Source organism: Streptomyces coryli, assembly GCF_011044975.1.
Lineage (GTDB): Bacteria > Actinomycetota > Actinomycetes > Streptomycetales > Streptomycetaceae > Streptomyces > Streptomyces coryli.
Genome location: NZ_JAAKZV010000032.1, coordinates 1 through 15,642, shown reverse-complemented (window position 1 = coordinate 15,642; position 15,642 = coordinate 1). Strand labels below are relative to the sequence as shown.

13 protein-coding genes are annotated in these 15,642 nt (G+C 70.8%); 6 read left to right on the top strand and 7 right to left on the bottom strand.

Annotated elements, in window-relative coordinates; translation table 11 throughout:
- Positions 1 to 117: 117 nt before the first annotated feature.
- Positions 118 to 873, bottom strand: a complete 756-nt coding sequence (locus G5C51_RS10490) for a phosphotransferase family protein (RefSeq protein ID WP_165235452.1) — start codon at positions 871 to 873, stop codon at positions 118 to 120.
- 18 nt (positions 874 to 891) lie between these two features.
- Positions 892 to 2,625 (bottom strand): cation:proton antiporter domain-containing protein, encoded by a 1,734-nt coding sequence (locus G5C51_RS10485; protein ID WP_165235448.1) that lies wholly within the window; start codon positions 2,623 to 2,625, stop codon positions 892 to 894.
- Between the two features lie 137 nt (positions 2,626 to 2,762).
- Here G5C51_RS10485 and G5C51_RS10480 point away from each other — a divergent pair, with 137 nt between their 5' ends.
- The 4 genes from G5C51_RS10480 to G5C51_RS10465 all read left to right on the top strand — a co-directional run bounded on the left by G5C51_RS10480 (position 2,763) and on the right by G5C51_RS10465 (position 8,735).
- Positions 2,763 to 4,733: an APC family permease gene (locus tag G5C51_RS10480; protein WP_165235445.1), complete on the top strand. Its 1,971-nt coding sequence runs from the start codon at positions 2,763 to 2,765 to the stop codon at positions 4,731 to 4,733.
- A 71-nt stretch (positions 4,734 to 4,804) separates the two neighbouring features.
- On the top strand, positions 4,805 to 6,373 hold the full coding sequence (locus tag G5C51_RS10475) for an oleate hydratase (RefSeq protein ID WP_165235442.1): 1,569 nt from the start codon (positions 4,805 to 4,807) through the stop codon (positions 6,371 to 6,373).
- A gap of 38 nt (positions 6,374 to 6,411) precedes the next feature.
- A complete protein-coding gene (locus G5C51_RS10470) occupies positions 6,412 to 7,803 on the top strand; it encodes a glucose-6-phosphate dehydrogenase (protein WP_165235439.1) in 1,392 nt (463 codons plus the stop codon).
- The gene (locus tag G5C51_RS10465; protein WP_165235436.1) at positions 7,800 to 8,735 is read left to right on the top strand and encodes an HAD family hydrolase; all 936 of its coding nucleotides are present in this window, start codon (positions 7,800 to 7,802) and stop codon (positions 8,733 to 8,735) included. Before G5C51_RS10470 ends, G5C51_RS10465 begins: the two co-directional genes overlap by 4 nt.
- On the opposite strand, the gene G5C51_RS10460 is transcribed toward G5C51_RS10465, so the two are convergent.
- Positions 8,717 to 9,922, bottom strand: coding sequence for a hypothetical protein (locus G5C51_RS10460; protein WP_165235432.1), 1,206 nt, complete (start codon positions 9,920 to 9,922; stop codon positions 8,717 to 8,719). The genes G5C51_RS10465 and G5C51_RS10460 overlap by 19 nt on opposite strands.
- Positions 9,923 to 10,133: 211 nt before the next feature.
- Here G5C51_RS10460 and G5C51_RS10455 point away from each other — a divergent pair, with 211 nt between their 5' ends.
- Positions 10,134 to 10,538: a hypothetical protein gene (locus tag G5C51_RS10455; RefSeq protein WP_165235429.1), complete on the top strand. Its 405-nt coding sequence runs from the start codon at positions 10,134 to 10,136 to the stop codon at positions 10,536 to 10,538.
- 71 nt (positions 10,539 to 10,609) lie between these two features.
- Here the strand turns inward: G5C51_RS10455 and G5C51_RS44005 are convergent, their stop codons facing one another.
- Both G5C51_RS44005 and G5C51_RS10445 read right to left on the bottom strand, forming a co-directional pair.
- Positions 10,610 to 11,788: a DUF5979 domain-containing protein gene (locus tag G5C51_RS44005; RefSeq protein WP_165235426.1), complete on the bottom strand. Its 1,179-nt coding sequence runs from the start codon at positions 11,786 to 11,788 to the stop codon at positions 10,610 to 10,612.
- Positions 11,789 to 11,923: 135 nt separating this feature from the next.
- Complete coding sequence (locus G5C51_RS10445) at positions 11,924 to 12,274, bottom strand: hypothetical protein (protein WP_165235423.1); 351 nt, start codon at positions 12,272 to 12,274, stop codon at positions 11,924 to 11,926.
- A gap of 325 nt (positions 12,275 to 12,599) precedes the next feature.
- Between G5C51_RS10445 and G5C51_RS10440 the strand changes: the two genes are divergently transcribed.
- The gene (locus G5C51_RS10440; protein WP_240929538.1) at positions 12,600 to 13,607 is read left to right on the top strand and encodes a DUF389 domain-containing protein; all 1,008 of its coding nucleotides are present in this window, start codon (positions 12,600 to 12,602) and stop codon (positions 13,605 to 13,607) included.
- Here G5C51_RS10440 and G5C51_RS10435 read toward each other — a convergent pair.
- Both G5C51_RS10435 and G5C51_RS10430 read right to left on the bottom strand, forming a co-directional pair.
- Positions 13,597 to 14,916 (bottom strand): chloride channel protein, encoded by a 1,320-nt coding sequence (locus tag G5C51_RS10435; protein WP_338118085.1) that lies wholly within the window; start codon positions 14,914 to 14,916, stop codon positions 13,597 to 13,599. The genes G5C51_RS10440 and G5C51_RS10435 overlap by 11 nt on opposite strands.
- A gap of 72 nt (positions 14,917 to 14,988) precedes the next feature.
- A complete protein-coding gene (locus G5C51_RS10430) occupies positions 14,989 to 15,426 on the bottom strand; it encodes a DUF7144 family membrane protein (RefSeq protein WP_165235417.1) in 438 nt (145 codons plus the stop codon).
- Positions 15,427 to 15,642: the final 216 nt, after the last annotated feature.

The window sequence follows — 15,642 nt, the reverse complement described above, 5'->3', positions numbered from 1 at the left end:
CCACGCATCGGGGCCAGCTACGGGCCGTTCCGGATGTGGATCCACCGTGCATGGAGCATGTATACATGACGTCCACACGACGGTCAACGGATCGGGAGATCACCCAAAGTCAGCGCTCTACCAGGAGTTCGCGCACGCCTTCAGCACGTCGACTTCACAGCCCGGCGCGAACGGGTCGAAGCCGTGCTCGACCAGCCAGCGAACCCCCAGCAGGCTGCGCATCGACCACCACGCGCGGATACCGTCGAGGTCGACATCGGTGCCATAGCCCGCGACGACGTCGCTCAGGCGCTCCTGGTGTCCGATCGTCAAGGTGGCGAGGTCGAACAGCGCATCACCCGGGCCCCCTTCGGACCAGTCGATGATGCCGGTGACCTCGTCGCCGTCGACAAAGACGTGGTCGGCCTGCAGGTCGCCGTGCGCGAACACCGGAGTCCACGGCCGCAGCGCGGCCTCGGCGACCTGGCGGCTGCGGGTGACGAGGTCGGCGGGCAGGACGCCGTTCGCCACGAGCAGCTCGCACTCGCCGTCGAGTTCCGCCGCCAACTCGTCGGGCCCTTGGCGGCGCCGGCCGGGCCAGGGCGGCAACGGCGCGTCGTGCAGCTTCCGGACGGCGGCACCCGCCGCGGCCCACGCCGCCGGGGACGCGGTCGACGGCTGCCCGAGGTGGCCGAGAGCCGTCCCCGGCACGGCGGCGATCGCGAGCACGGGCGGCTTGCGCCACAGGACCCGCGGGGTCGGGACGGGCGCCAGAGCCATCGCCTTGACCTCGGCTTCGATACGGGCCTGATCGGCGTCCACCTTCAGGAAGACATCGCCGACGCGCAGGGTGGCCCGCTCGGAATGGGCGACCACGACCTCGACCTCATCCATGGCGATCAGTATCCGCCATCAGCCCGTACCGGTCGCATCGTCCAACTGCTGCAGGCGTGCGGCGTCCACGTCGAGCATGTGCTGGGCACGGTCCAGGGCCTGGGTGCTGTAGAGGCCGATGTCGCGGGCCTCGAGCAGCCGCGCCACTTCGGCGTCGAGCACCCGCAGCCGCAACTGCACGTACTGGTCCCGGAGATCGGCGATCGCCGCGCCGGGCTGTCCGGCGAGGCGCTTCTTCTTCTCGCTCGGGATCCGGGAGTCGGCGCGCACCTGCTCCACCACCTGCGGTTCGTAGCGGCCGCCGTCGGGGGTGGCGAGGCCGGGGTCGTCCAGCACCGAGAGCGCCGCCGCGTCGAGTTCGCCGCCCAGCTCCAGGTAGTCGGCCCGCAGCCGGTCCATGTCGTCGCCGGGGACCTTGGCCGCGCGGATCACCGTCGGCAGGGTCAGCCCCTGCAGCAGCAGGGTGGTCGCGGCGACGACGAAGGCGATCAGGATCAGATGGGAGCGCAGCGGGGTCTCGGGCGGCAGCGTCTGGGCGGCCGCGACGGTGATGGCGCCGCGCATGCCGGCCCAGGCGAGCACGACGCCGCCGCGCCAACCGAGCGTTTCGTTGAGCTCGAACTGCACGGTCGCGGCCGCCCGCGTGATCCGGTGTTCGAGGCGCCGCTGCTTCCGCTCGCCGACCCGCCCCTGCCGGACGAGCTCGTCGAAGTCGGTACGCAGCCGCTCCAGCCGCGGCTGGAGGTCGGCGGCGCGGCCCTGGCGGCGGCGCAGGCCCGTAACGATGGGGGCCACGAACACCATGCGCAGGGCGAGGCCGAGCCCGACGGCCGCCATGGCGACGGCGGCGGTCCGGCCGGCGCTCACCCCGGCGTCGCCCGCGTCGGCCAGCAGCCCTTCGACGCTCAGCCCCATCAGCAGGAAGAGTCCGCTCTCCAGGAGGAACGCCAGGGTTCGCCAGTTGGTGTCCTCGGCGATGCGGTCCTGGGCGCGCAGGAAGCGCGGCCCCTCGTGGCCGGTCACCAGCCCGGCGACCACGACGGCCAGGACGCCGGAGGCGCCGAGCGCCTCGGCGGGGAGATACGCGAGGAAGGGGACGACGAACGAGATCGCGGTGTTGAGCACCGGATCCTTCAGCAGCGCCCGCAGCCGGACATTGACCACCCCCACGGCCAGTCCGACCGCGGCCGCGACGACCACGGCGTACAGGAACTCCCCCACCACCCCCCACACCGACACCGACGCGGCCAGCGCGGCGGTCGCCGAGCGCAGCAGCACCAGCGCGGAGGCGTCGTTGACCAGCCCCTCGCCCTCCAGGACGACCAGCAGCCGGTGCGGCAGGCCGAGCTTTCTGCCCATCGCGGTCGCCGCCACCGCGTCGGTCGGGCTGATCACCGCCCCGAGCGCGAACGCCGCCGGCCACCCGATGCCCGGCAGCAGCAGGTGGAACAGCCACCCGGTGCCGAGCGTGGTCAGCACCACGAGGAGGATGGCGAGACTGGAGATCACCCGGATGTTGCGGCGGAAGTCGACGACCGGGATGGTCACCGCGGACGCGTACAGCAGCGGCGGCAGCACGCCGGCCAGAATCCACTCCGGAGCGATCTGCGGATGCGGCACCCCGGGTACGAAGCTGAGCCCGAGCCCGACGATCACCAGGGCCAGCGGTGCGGCGAGTCCGAGCCGGTTCGCGAACGCGGCGACGGCGACGACGCTGACCACGCCGACGACCGCGATCAGCGTCAGCTCCACGGAGCAGTCCCGATCGCGGCGCGCATGGTCCCAGGGTCGAGCGGCCCCCGGTCCCCCGCAGGGCAGGCGCGTCCGTCTGCGTGACGGGCGGCGTGGCCAGGCAGTATTCGCGGAGCCGAGGGCCGGATGATGTCTGAATGGCTTCCCCCGGCGCCGGCTCCGCCACGTCCCACGGTCCACGGGAGCGGCTGCGTGCCTGGCTGCTCGAGGGGCAGGCGGACCGGGTGCAGCGACACCAGGGGCCGCACGCCCGGCCGCCCAAGGAGGAGAAGCGGCACGCGTGGTGGAAGGTGATGTGCCTCAGCGGCCTGGACTACTTCTCGACGCTGGGCTACCAGCCCGGCATTGCCGCGGTGGCCGCCGGGCTCCTGTCCCCCTTGGCGACCCTCGTCCTGGTGGCCGTGACCCTGGCCGGTGCGCTGCCGGTCTACCGGCGGGTGGCGGAGGAGAGTCCGAACGGCCAGGGCTCGATCGCGATGCTGGAGCGGCTGCTGCCGTTCTGGCGGGGCAAGTTGTTCGTCCTCTTCCTGCTCGGCTTCGCCGCCACCGACTTCATCATCACCATCACCCTGTCGGCCGCCGACGGCGCCGCGCACCTGGTGGAGAACCCGCATCTGGCCTCGACCTTCCGCGGCCACAACCTCGGCATCACGCTGCTGATGATCGCCCTGCTGGGCGCGGTGTTCCTCAAGGGCTTCAACGAGGCGATCGGCTTCGCGGTGCCGCTGGTGGGGGTCTTCCTGCTGCTCAACGCCATCGTCATCGCGGTGGGTCTGTGGCACGTCATCACCACCCCGCACGTGATCCCCGACTGGAGCGACGCGCTGACGACCGAGCACGGCAGCGGCCTGGCCATGGTCGGCATCGCCCTGCTGGTCTTCCCCAAGCTCGCCCTCGGCCTGTCAGGCTTCGAGACCGGCGTCGCCGTCATGCCGCACATCAAGGGCCGTGAAGGCGAGCCGGAGCGGCGCCCGCTGGGCCGCATCGTCGGCGCCAAGAAGCTGCTGACCACCGCCGCGGTCACCATGAGCGTCTTCCTGATCTGCAGCAGCGTGGTGACGACGCTGCTGATCCCGGAGAAGGAATTCGACCCGGGCGGCCCCGCCAACGGCCGCGCGCTGGCGTATCTCGCGCACGAGCACCTGGGGAACACCTTCGGCAGCATCTACGACGCGGCGACGATCGCCATCCTGTGGTTCGCCGGCGCCTCCGCCATGGCAGGGCTGCTCAACCTGATGCCCCGCTACCTGCCGCGGTACGGCATGGCCCCGTCCTGGGCCCGCGCCGTACGCCCCGCGGTGCTGACGCTCGTCGCCGCCGCCTTCCTGATCACCTGGATCTTCGACGCCAGCGTGGACAAGCAGGGCGGCGCGTACGCCACCGGCGTCCTGGTCCTCATCACCTCGGCGGCGATCGCGGTCACCATCGCCGCCAGGCGGGCCGGCCAGCGGCGGCTCACCGTCTTCTTCACGATCGTCTCGGCGATCTTCGTCTACACCACCGCCGCGAACGTCATCGAGCGCCCCGACGGCATGAAGATCGGCGCCTGCTTCATCGCCGCCATCGTCGGGTCCTCGCTGCTCTCCCGGCTCCGCCGCGCCTTCGAGCTGCGGATCACCGGCGTCATCTTCGATCCCCTGGCCGAGCAGTTCGTACGGGACCAGGCCGCCACCGGCACCATCAGGCTCGTCGCCAACGAGCCGGGCGAGCGCGACGAAGCCGAGTACCGCGACAAGCTCCGCCAGATCCACGCCGACAACGACCTGAGAGAAGGCGATGACGTCGTCTTCATCGAGGTCGCCATCGGCGACCCGTCCGAGTTCGAGGCCGACCTGTATGTCCGCGGCGAGGTGCTGCACGGCCGCCACAAGGTGCTCACGCTGAAGAGCCCCGCCATCCCCAACGCCCTCGCCGCCGTCCTGCTGCACGTCCGCGACCTGACCGGGCAGCAGCCGCACATCTACTTCGAGTGGACCGAGGGCAACCCGATCGGCCAGTTCGCCCGCTTCTTCTTCTTCGGCCACGGCGAGGTGGCGCCGGTGACCCGCGAGGTGCTGCGCGAGGCGGAGCCGGACCGGGCGAAGCGCCCGCACGTGCACGTCGGCTGACCGCGCGCGGGCGTCATCCGTTTGACCGTTCATCCACTGCACCCGGCCGGACCCGAATCAATACTGGTCAGATGACCAAGCCGAGAGCGTATGTGGTGGGCAGTGGTATCGCCGGGCTGTCGGCGGCGGCATTCCTGATCCGGGACGGAGGGTTCGCCGGGCAGGACATCGTGGTGCTGGAGGAGCAGGACCGGGAGGGCGGCAGCCTCGATGCCGCCGGGTCGCCCGAGACCGGGTACACGATGCGCGGCGGCCGGATGTTCGAGATCCACTTCGACTGCACCTACGACCTGCTGGGCTCGATCCCCTCGCTGGACGATCCGTCGAAGTCGGTCACCGAGGACACCTTCGCCTTCCACGAGGACTTCGCCTGGGACGACCACGCCCGGCTGGTGGACGCCGCCGGGCAGCTCGTCGACGCGCACTCCATGGGCTTCTCCGAGCGGGACCGGCTCGAGCTGGTCAAGTGCGTGGCGACGCCCGAGCGGCAGCTGGACGGCAAGCGGATCACGGACTGCTTCAGCCCGGAGTTCTTCACCACCAACTTCTGGTGGATGTGGTGCACCACCTTCGCCTTCGAGCCGTGGCACAGCGCGATCGAGTTCCGCCGCTATCTCAACCGTTTTGTGCACCTGTTCAAGACCTTCGACACCATGTCGGGGATCTACCGCACCCGCTTCAACCAGTTCGACTCGATCGTCCGCCCGCTGCTGAAGTGGCTCACCGACCAGGGCGTGACGCTGCGCTTCGGCACCCGCGTCGACGATCTGCACCTGGGCGCGGGCGAGACCCTCACCGTTACGGGCCTGAGCTGCACCACGCAGGCGGGCAGCGAGGAGATCACCCTGGAGCCGGGCGACCTGGTCTTCGTCACCAACGGCTCGATGACCGCGAACTCCACCCTCGGTGACACCCACACCGTCCCGGCGCTCGACACCTCGGCACCCGACGGCTCCTGGCAGCTGTGGCACCGGCTCGCCGCCAAGCGCGGCGACGTGGGTAACCCGGCCGCGTTCGACGCCCATCTCTCCGAATCCGTCTGGGAGTCCTTCACCGTCACGACGAAGGACCCGACGTTCTTCGAGCTGATGGAACGCTTCTCCGGCAGCGAGGCCGGCAAGGGCGGGCTGATCACCTTCAAGGACTCCAGCTGGCTGCTGACCATCGTCCTCAACCACCAGCCGCACTTCCGCGACCAGCCCGACGACACGTACGTCTGGTGGGGCTACGCCCTCTCCGGCGGCCGCGACGGCGACTACGTAAAGAAGCCGATGACGCAGTGCACCGGGCGGGAGATCCTCGAAGAGGTGCTGCAGCACCTGCACTTCGACCGGACTCCGCAGATCCTGGACAACTCCATCGTGATCCCCGCACTGATGCCGTACATCACCAGCCAGTTCCTGCCGCGCAGGCACGGCGACCGGCCCCAGGTCGTGCCGGAGGGCTCCACCAACCTCGCCTTCATCGGCCAGTACGCCGAGGTCCCCGACGATGTCGTCTTCACCGTCGAGTACTCGGTGCGCACCGCCTGGACCGCCGTCGCCGAGCTGCTCGGCACCACCCGCCCGCCGGAGGTCTACAAGGGCCGGCACGACCCCAAGGTCCTCGTCGAGGCCCTGGAGACACTGCACCGACGCTGATCCGCTTCAGGTCGTAGGCCAGTGGGAGACCGACAGCGATGACCGACACCAGCCGCCAACCCGCCGACGCGCTCGTCCTGTTCGGCATCACCGGCGACCTCGCCAAGAAGATGCTGCTCCCCGCCCTGTACCAGCTCGTCCGCCAGGACCTGCTCACCGTGCCGGTCATCGGCGTCGGCCGCAGCGACTGGGACGACGCGCGGCTGCGCGATCACGCCCGCGACTGCGTGGCGGAACAGGGCGCGGTCGACGAGGACGCCTTCGCCCGCTTCGCCGCACTGCTCTCGTACGTCCCTGTCGACTACGACGACCCGGCCACCTTCACCGCGCTCGCCGCCAAGGCCCGCCCGCTCGGCTACCTCGCGCACTACATCGCGGTGCCGCCGGAGACGTACGCCACCATCGCGCGGCGGCTGGCCGAGGCCGGGCTGCACGACGACGCCCGCCTGATCGTGGAGAAGCCCTTCGGCCACGACCGCGCCTCCGCCCGCGACCTCCAGGCCGAACTCACCGCCCACTTCCCCGAGGAACGGCTGCGCCGCGTCGATCACTTCCTCGGCAAGAGCGCCGTCGACAACCTGCTGACCATCCGCCTCGCCAATCCCCTGCTGTCCGCCGTCCTGTGCCGCGAGTACGTCTGCAGCGTGCAGCTGACCATGGCCGAGGACTTCGACGTCGCCGACCGCGGCGGCTTCTACGACGCCACCGGCTGTCTGCGGGACGTCGTCGAGAACCATCTCCTGCAGACCCTGGTCTACTTCCTCATGGAGGCCCCGCGCACCGGATCGGCCGCGGACCTCCTCGACGAACGCACCCGCACCCTGCGCGCGATCCGCACCGCCCGGGCCGAGGACTACGTCCGCGGCCAGTACGCCGGCTATCAGGACGTCGACGACGTCGCCCCCGGCTCGACCACGGAGACATACGCGGCCCTGATCCTCTACGCGGACACCGCCCGCTGGTCCGGCGTGCCCATCGCCATCCGGGCCGGCAAGGCCATGGCCACCACGGCCATCGAGCTGATCGTGGAACTCACCCGGGCCATCCCCGGCTACCACCACACCCACGGCGCCCAGACCGCCGCACCGAATCTGATCCGCCTGCGCATCGGCCCCGACGCCGGCCTCTCGCTCACCCTGCTCACCCAGCACGGCGACGACGCGACACGGATCGACGAGAACACCGCCCGCCTCGACTTCACCCAGCTGACCGGCGACGACACCGACGCCTACCGGAACGTTCTGCACGACGCGCTGACCGGCAAGACGAGCCGCTTCGTCACCATGCAGATGGTCGACGAATGCTGGCGCATCACCGGCCCGCTGCTGAACACGGAGACCAAGCCCCTGACCTACGAGCCGGGCTCCTGGGGTCCCAGCGAGGCCGAACGCCTCGTCCCCGGCGGCTGGCACCCTCTGGAGCTGCCATGACTTCTCCCGTGCTGCCTTCCTGGCGTGAGGGACCGGCCCGTACGGCCATCCTGCGCTTCGTCGCGGAGGTGACGACTCCGGACGGCGACCACTACCTCGAACCGCCCGACCGGATCGCCGTCTTCGACAACGACGGCACCCTGTGGCCGGAGCGGCCGATGCCCGTACAGCTGCATTTCCTGACCGAGCGGTGGCGGGAGATGGCCGCGGCCGACCCGTCGCTGGCGGACCGCCAGCCGTACGCCTCCGCGGTCTCCGGCGATCCGACGTGGATCGCCTCGGTGGTCGACGACCACTACGCGGGCGACGACACCCGGGTGCCCGCCCTGGCCGAAGCGATCATGGCCACGCAGCAGGACATGGACACGGACACGCTGGCCGAGCGGGTGGCGGAGTTCTTCGCCAACGCCCGGCACCCCGTGCTGAAGCGCCCGTATCCGGCCTGCGCGTACCAGCCCATGCTGGAGCTGCTGGGCTTCTTACGGGAGAGCGGATTCACCACCGCGATCGTCTCGGGCGGCGGGCGGGACTTCATGCGCGTCGTCTCCGCCGACATGTACGGGGTGCCGCCCGAGCTGGTCATCGGCTCCACCGCCGAGACGAGCTGGTCGTCCTCCCGGGAGGCAGTCGTCTACGGCGCGAGCATCGGCGTCCTCGATGACGGCCCCCAGAAACCGGTGCTCATCTGGGACCGGTTGGGCCGCCGGCCGGTGCTCGCCTGCGGCAATTCCAACGGGGACATCGAGATGCTCACCCATGCCGCGGCGGCCCCGCGCGGGCTGGCGCTGCTGGTACGCCACGACGACGACACCCGCGACGATCCGCCGTACGACGGTGGTGCGGAGCGCGCGTTGGCGGAGGCGGGCCGGCGGGGCTGGGTGACCGTCAGCGTCCGGGACGACTGGTCCTGCCTCTACCCCGACGCCACCTGATCCGCGGACGGGTCGAGGAATTCGAGCAGGGCCAGCGCGGCCAGCACAGCCAGCACCAGCAAGAGCACGACCAGGCCGGTCGGGGCCTGCCACAGGATCAGCGCCAGCGTCGCCGCGGCCACAACTGCCCACGAGAGCCACCGCTTCCAGCGGTGCACCCAGGGGCCGACCGGGCCCGTACGCAGACCGGCCTGCGTAGCCGCGGAACGGGCCGCGCCGAGGCCCGACTGCCACATGCCGCGCACCGCCGCCGCGCGCCGGCCCCGGCCCGTAAGCCAGGCGCCGAGGGCGACGGCGATGCCGAGGACCGCGAGCATGCGGATGCCGGTCCGCAGGAAGCGGACGAGGGTGTCGTACACGGACTCGGCGGCGGGGTGGGAGACGCCGTCGGGCAGTGCGTCCAGGTAGACGCCGCGGACGACGGTGAGCGCGATGCCGAGCAGCGCGACGGCGACCGCGACGCCGAGTGCGGCGGCGGCCAGCGCCCGGCGCCGGCGCCTCGCGAGCAGCACGCCCGCGGTGAGGAGCACGAGGGCGATGACGGGCAGCCAGTTGCCGACCGCTTGGAGCAGCCGGAAGCCGGTCCTGGCCTTGCCGATGTCCTCGGACTGCACGAGCGTCAGCTCGGTATGCACCTCGGGGATCCGGTCGGCGGCGGGCAGCCCCGCCTGGACCAGGCGCTCCTTCACGCGCTCGACGACCGGGGCGAGGTCGACGGTGGCCGCGTCGTTCTCGAGCTTCACCGCGCCCCGCCCCTCGCCGGTGAGGGCCTTGTTGACCGAGGCGTGCGCCGCGCGGTTGACCTCGGTCCAGACGGTGGGGAAAGCATCGCTCTGCACGACGCGGTCCGCCGTGGAGTGCACGAAGCTGCGCATGGCCTTGTCCAGCGGGCCGTCGATCCGGCCGAGCGCCCGCTCGAGGGCGGGGCGGTCCGCGGGGGCGGCCTGCTGCAGCAGGGCGGCGGCGTCGACGTGTTCCATGACGGCGTCCGTGACCCGGTTGGCCACCGCCTTCTGGACGTCGGGATCGTCGGCGAGCGGCTCGACCGTGGCGACGTACCGGTCGGTGTTCCCCACTTGGTTGGAGGCCCAGACGGCCACGGCGCTCAGCGGTGCCAGCACGCAGCCCAGCACGATGAGCAGGGCCGACAGGAACGAGCCGATCCGGCGCTTCGTAGAGGTTGTCATCATCCGCTTCCCAAGATCGGCTGTGGATCCAGTTAAAGGGAGGCACGCCGGGTCCGCGATTCGGCGGCGGCGCCACCCGGCTGGTGCGCGAGGTGCTGTGCCGGTCACCCGACTGGGCGATGACCGCGCTCGCCGTGGGCGCGTCACATGTCACTTTTGGAGTAGTGCCCGAAGCAACCGACAGGGGCATCCAGAAAGGCTGCGTTCAACCATGAAGCGTCCTCTCATAGCCGGCGCCGTGTGCCTGGCCACGACCACGGCCCTGCTCCTGACCGGCGCGGCGCCCCAAGCCGCAAGCGACGACCTGTGCGACAACCTGACCGAGCTGCGGCTGGACAGCCTCGCGCTGGGCGACCTCTCCTCCGACTCCTCCAAGGACGACGTCAAGGAGTCCTACGACGACGTGCAGGACGACTGGGAGGACGTCCGCGACGACCTCGGCGAGGTGAACAGCAACGCGCGGGACGCCGTCCAGAAGGCCGCCGACGACCTCAGGAACACGTACGCCGACCTCCCGGACGACGCTTCCGTACGGGAGATCGTGAGCACGCTGCGGCCCGAGGCCCGGCAGCTGGGCCAGGAGCTCAGGGACGCGGCGTCCGACGTGCGCTGCTGACGGACTGACCGGCCGGAACGCGCCGCAGTCCGCGCCCCTGTACGGGGCGCGGGCTGCGGCGGCTCGGGACCTCAGGCGTCCTTGTCCGGAGGCCCGTCGGGGGCGGTGTTGGTCACCGTCACCGATACGTCGTCGGTGTCGGTCACCTTGAAGACGGGAGCCCTGCTGCTCGTCTTCCCGTCGACGGTGTAGGAGACCTCCCAGCCGGCCGGCAGCCGGCGGGTCGGCTCCCGCACGATGCAGTAGGCGTCGTTCCGGATGTCGCTGACGGTTGCCGTCTCACCGGGGCTCAGCCGTACCGTCCCGGTCTCCGGGCCCTGACACGCGTAGCTGATGGTGAACGTGTCGGGCGGGCCCGTATACCCGGGCGGGGCGACCTCCTTGGTGATGCGGAAGTCTCCGGTGGCCGGGGTGACGCCGCTGAAGTCGTTGGTGACGACGACCGCGGTGCCCTTGGTGTTGCCCATCGTGACGCCGGACTTGGGGGCCTTCGACGGCACGTAGGTCACCGTGGCGCCGTCCGGCAACTGGTCCGTGCCCTCCTCGACCACGGTGCAGGTCGAGTCCTCGGGGATGTCCTTGACCACCCGGCTGCCGTCCGATGTGGTCCCGATGCCGCCACCGGCACCGAAGGTGATCGTGTCCTCGATCGGGTCACCGGTGGGGGGCGTGCAGGTGACGTCCACGGTGTACTCCGTCGGCAGCGGCTCGGAGGTGCCGCCCTCCGGCGCCATGACCCGCTTGAGCACCAGCAGCGAACCCGGGTCGGCCTGCGGCTCGTCCTCGAGGTGGTAGCAGATCAGGTAGTGGCTGACGTCGGCGACGCTGCCGCCGTTGTTCGTCGGCGAGATGTAGTCCTGCGGGGCCTCGAGCTCCGGCGGCACGTACGGGGACTTGTAGAGGTTGGAGCCCGTGCCGCCCTTGACGACCACGGTGTCGATCACGACGCCGGCGCTCTCGCCCTCGTCGGTGATCTCGACCTGCACCTTGGTGGGGTCGGATCCGGTGACCGTCCCCTGTACGTACGGATCACCCGCCGACTCCGCGCCCTCGCCGTAGATCTGCACGTCGTCGGGATAGCCGGCGTCGGCGCAGTTGCGGATGTTTTCGTTGACGAAGGTCGCGCGGGGATCGGACGGCTCGCTATTGGGAGGCAGCTCCTGTCCGTACGCAGGCGCCGGGCCCATCACGACGGCGACAAGAGCAAACACCAGGAGTGCGGGGCTCCGAGCGATGCGGGATACGAGCACACTCATTCCTTCTGTTGCGAATTGCTTGAATTGCGAAGATCGCTCGCATGCTAGCCGTCGGAGAGTGTCGCCGGGGGGACATGACACGGCCCCAGAACCAGAGGGTTCTGGGGCCGTGACCTTTGGTGCGACGGATCAGTATCGGTCCGTGTCACCGTAGTTCCGGGTAGTGCCGGTGTCGCCGTAGGTGCGCGTGGTACCCGTGGTGCGCGTCGCGGTCGTGGAGTAACTCGGAGCGCTCCGCTTGGCGAGGCCGAGCAGACCGAGCAGACCGGTCATACCCAGCCAGCCCCAGTTGCTCGCGCTGTCACCCTTGGGACCGCGGTCACCCTTGTCACCCTTCGGGCCCTTGTCGCCGTTGTTCTGCTCGACGACGCTGGTGGACACACCGGCCGGGGTGTCGGCCGGAGCCTGGGCCGCTGCGGTCGTCATCGGGGCCAGCGCGAGTATCGCCGAGGCCCCCACCGCTACTGCGAGCTTCCGCATGTTCTCTCCTTGATAGAGCGTCCGCGGCGTCTTGACCCGATGCGGGCTGGCGCCCCGCGGCCTCCCCTTTCCTCTATGACGCCACACCCCCGGCACTTACGCGACTTTTATCTCTGGTATCGAATCTTTACGCAGGTCAGCAGCCCGAGACCCCGAAAAGCCAAGTTGTCGCCCCCACGACCCGCTCCTATATTTACCGAAGGCGCTAACTCGGCACCTGAGAGCTGTGGCCGGGTATTGCCGCCCGGAAATGACCCGGACCGCTGCCGATTCTTCTGGTGTGGCAGCGGTCCGGTGACCGGAATAGTCGGCTGCAGGGGTGTGCATGGAGAAGGCGTCTCGGCGGCCGGTGGCCCGGTTAGGGGAGATGAACACGGTCGACATGCTGCATCTGCGGCTGACCGGTCCCCGGAACGACCTCGGCGAGGTGCTCGCCGCGCTGCGCGCCAACCCGTACGTCTTCGACCTGGGCGTGCTGCCCGCCACGGACCAGGCGCAGCAGGAGGACGTCGTCGAATGCGATGTGCTCGTGGGCGCCGCGAACGAACTGCTGCGCAGCCTGCGGTCGGGGGGCGCCGGCGAGCGGATCTCCCTCACCGTCTCCCACGTGGAACTGGCCACCTCCGAGCCGGCACTGCACGCGGAGCGCAAGCTGCTCGGCCCGCTGGCGCGGGCTCCCGTCTGGGAGATGGTGCAGGCCCGGATCCGCGCCAACGCGGTATACCGGCCCAGCTTTTATCTGCTGCTCGTGGCCGCGGGCATCATCGGCGCCGTCGGCATTCTCACCAACTCGCAGATTCTGGTCATCGGAGCGATGGTCGTCGGCCCCGAATACGGCGCGATCGCCAATGTCGCACTGGGCATTTCACGGCGCGAGATGGCCCCCGTGCGGAAGGGACTCGGCGCCCTGCTCGCCGGATTCGCTCTCGCCCTCGCGGCGGCCTACGTGTTCGCCACCGTGGCGGGCGCGATGGACCGGGTGCCGATCGCGTACGACAACGGGCTCCGGCCGGTGTCGCACCTGGTGGGCACGCCGAACTTCTACTCCCTGGTGGTGGCCGTGACCGCGGGCACGGTGGGCGCGGTCTCGCTGACGCTGGACCGGACGGGCACGCTGCTCGGGGTCTTCATCTCCGCCACCACGATCCCCGCGGCCGCCGACGCCGGTGTGGCCTGGGCCCTCGTCAGCTGGGACTACGGGCTGCGGTCGCTGGCGCAGCTCGGGCTCAACCTGGTCGTCCTGATCGGGGTCGGTGCGCTGACCATGGTCGTCCTGCGGGTGATCTGGCGGCGCGTGGGCAGCCGGTCGCCCCAGCCCGCCGCTACGCCGTAGGCTCCGGCGGCTCTCCCCGGCGCACCAGCTGCGCCACCACCAGGGCGACGGCGGTGGACAGGACGATGAGCGGCATCTGGTTGGCCGAGTCCGCACCCAGCAGCAGCGCCGCCAGCACCGCACTCGTCACGGCGAGCCCGGTCACCGTAACCGCGGCCGCCGCAATCCCCACGGCGAGCGCCGGCGTGGCGCCGAAGCCGGGCAGCCCGGCGCAGGCCAGGGCAATCGCGGCCCCGAGCAGAACCGCCGGGAAGATCGGACCGCCGCGCATGGCGCCCAGGCACAGCCCCCACGCCAGCCCCTTGCACACCACCAGCGCGATCAGGGTCGCGACGGGCAAAGCGTGCGGATGCGCGGCGAGTTCTCCCAGCCCGGCCTGCCCGGACAGCGCGGCGTCCTCCGGCGTCCGCCCGGTGATCAGGGCGTACGCGGCCAGGCACCCGCCGGCGGCGACGGCTGCCGCCACGGTGCGCACCGCGGTCTGCTCCCGAGCCCACGCCAGGGTGGCGAACCCGAGCCGGCGCCCCGCGGACACGACCAGCGCGACGACCGCCGCGATCGGCAGTCCCCAGAGGAAGTCACCCGCGTCCGGCTGCACATCGGGCGGCACGCTGGGCAGCTCGAGGCTGCCGATGCCCAGTCCCGTCCAGCGCCCGAAGCCGGTGAACACCAGCGCCCCCACGCCGCTGGCGGTCAGGGTGGGCAGCAGCAGCGCCACCAGCCGGGGACCCACCAGCCCGGCTCCCTCCACCACCATCAGCGCCGCGGCCAGCGGCCCGCCGAGGATGGTGGAGATGGCGGTCGTCGAGCCCGCGGTGCCGAACAGCAAGGTGGTCTCCGGCCGGTCGGCGGCCTTCACCCACTGCAGGAACAGCAGCGCGAGCCCGCTGCCGAGCGCCATCAGCGGCGCCTCAGGACCCAGCACCACACCCAGCGGCAGCGTGGCCAGGGCGGCGATGATCACGCCCGGCAGCGCCACCGGCTTTACGGGCGGTCCGCCCAGCCCGTGTACGGGGACGTGACCGCCGCCGCCGGGCAGCCGGGTGACCACCGGTGCCAGGATCAGCCCGGCCAGCAGCAGCGTGGGCAACGGCCACCACCAGGGCGCCCGGTCGTAACCCAGGGCCGCCGGCAGATGCTCCCAGACGCCGTGCTGGATGGCGTGCTGCAGGCTGACGAACGCGAAGCACAGGAGCGCGATGGGCACGCCAGCGAGGGCGGAGAGCAGGAGCAGGCGGCGGTACCCGGGACTCAGCAGGATCTCCCGCAGTCCGGGCGCTTGGGGTGGCGCTGCTACGGCCTCACTCACGTCATGCTCCATCCGATGCCTATGGCCCTGGCGCGGGCACGCGCAGCAGGGCCATAGGGGGTTGCGACACCGTTAAGCGGCGGCACCGAAGCGGTCGGTGCACAGCGCCCAGATCACGAAGACGCCGAGGGCGATGCCGATGATCGCCCAGACCGGGTAGTAGGGCAGCCACATGAAGTTGGCGATCACGGTGAGCGTGGCGAGGGCGACGCCGACGCTGCGCGCCCACAGCGCGCCCTTGAAGATGCCGAAGCCCGCGGCGAGCACGATCGCGCCGAGAATCAGGTGGATCCAGCCCCAGGCCGTGGTGTCGAGCTTGAAGACGTAGTCGCCGACATTGCCGTACACGTCGTTCTTCGCAATGCCGGCGATGCCCTGCAGCACGCCGAGCACGCCGTACAGCACCATCAGCACCCCGGCCAGCGCGCTGCCGCCGGCGGCCCACGGACTCCCCTCCGTCTCGGGGCCCAGGCGATGCGGGCTGCCGGACGGAGCCGTTGATGTACTCATGCGAAACACTCCTCTCCGAGTGGGCGGCCGGGGGCACCGACCGACAGCTCAAGGGTCGGTTCACCGCGGGCACCCAGCCATCCGTGTCGGCCATTCGGGTGAGGCCCGCGTCCCCGGCCCCCAGGGATCTTTGGGCTACTGTTCTGGGCAAATAGCACAGAAGGGACACCCCTCCATGCCCCAGCCACCGACCAGCAGCACCACCGCGCTCCACGC

Coding starts and splice junctions, on each gene's coding strand:
- G5C51_RS10445 (WP_165235423.1), bottom strand. CDS start 12,274: ATGCGGAAGCTCGCAGTAGCGGTGGGGGCCTCGGCGATACTCGCGCTG.
- G5C51_RS10465 (WP_165235436.1), top strand. CDS start 7,800: ATGACTTCTCCCGTGCTGCCTTCCTGGCGTGAGGGACCGGCCCGTACG.
- G5C51_RS10490 (WP_165235452.1), bottom strand. CDS start 873: ATGGATGAGGTCGAGGTCGTGGTCGCCCATTCCGAGCGGGCCACCCTG.
- G5C51_RS10470 (WP_165235439.1), top strand. CDS start 6,412: ATGACCGACACCAGCCGCCAACCCGCCGACGCGCTCGTCCTGTTCGGC.
- G5C51_RS10475 (WP_165235442.1), top strand. CDS start 4,805: ATGACCAAGCCGAGAGCGTATGTGGTGGGCAGTGGTATCGCCGGGCTG.
- G5C51_RS10455 (WP_165235429.1), top strand. CDS start 10,134: ATGAAGCGTCCTCTCATAGCCGGCGCCGTGTGCCTGGCCACGACCACG.
- G5C51_RS10430 (WP_165235417.1), bottom strand. CDS start 15,426: ATGAGTACATCAACGGCTCCGTCCGGCAGCCCGCATCGCCTGGGCCCC.
- G5C51_RS10460 (WP_165235432.1), bottom strand. CDS start 9,922: ATGACAACCTCTACGAAGCGCCGGATCGGCTCGTTCCTGTCGGCCCTG.
- G5C51_RS10440 (WP_240929538.1), top strand. CDS start 12,600: ATGGAGAAGGCGTCTCGGCGGCCGGTGGCCCGGTTAGGGGAGATGAAC.
- G5C51_RS10480 (WP_165235445.1), top strand. CDS start 2,763: ATGGCTTCCCCCGGCGCCGGCTCCGCCACGTCCCACGGTCCACGGGAG.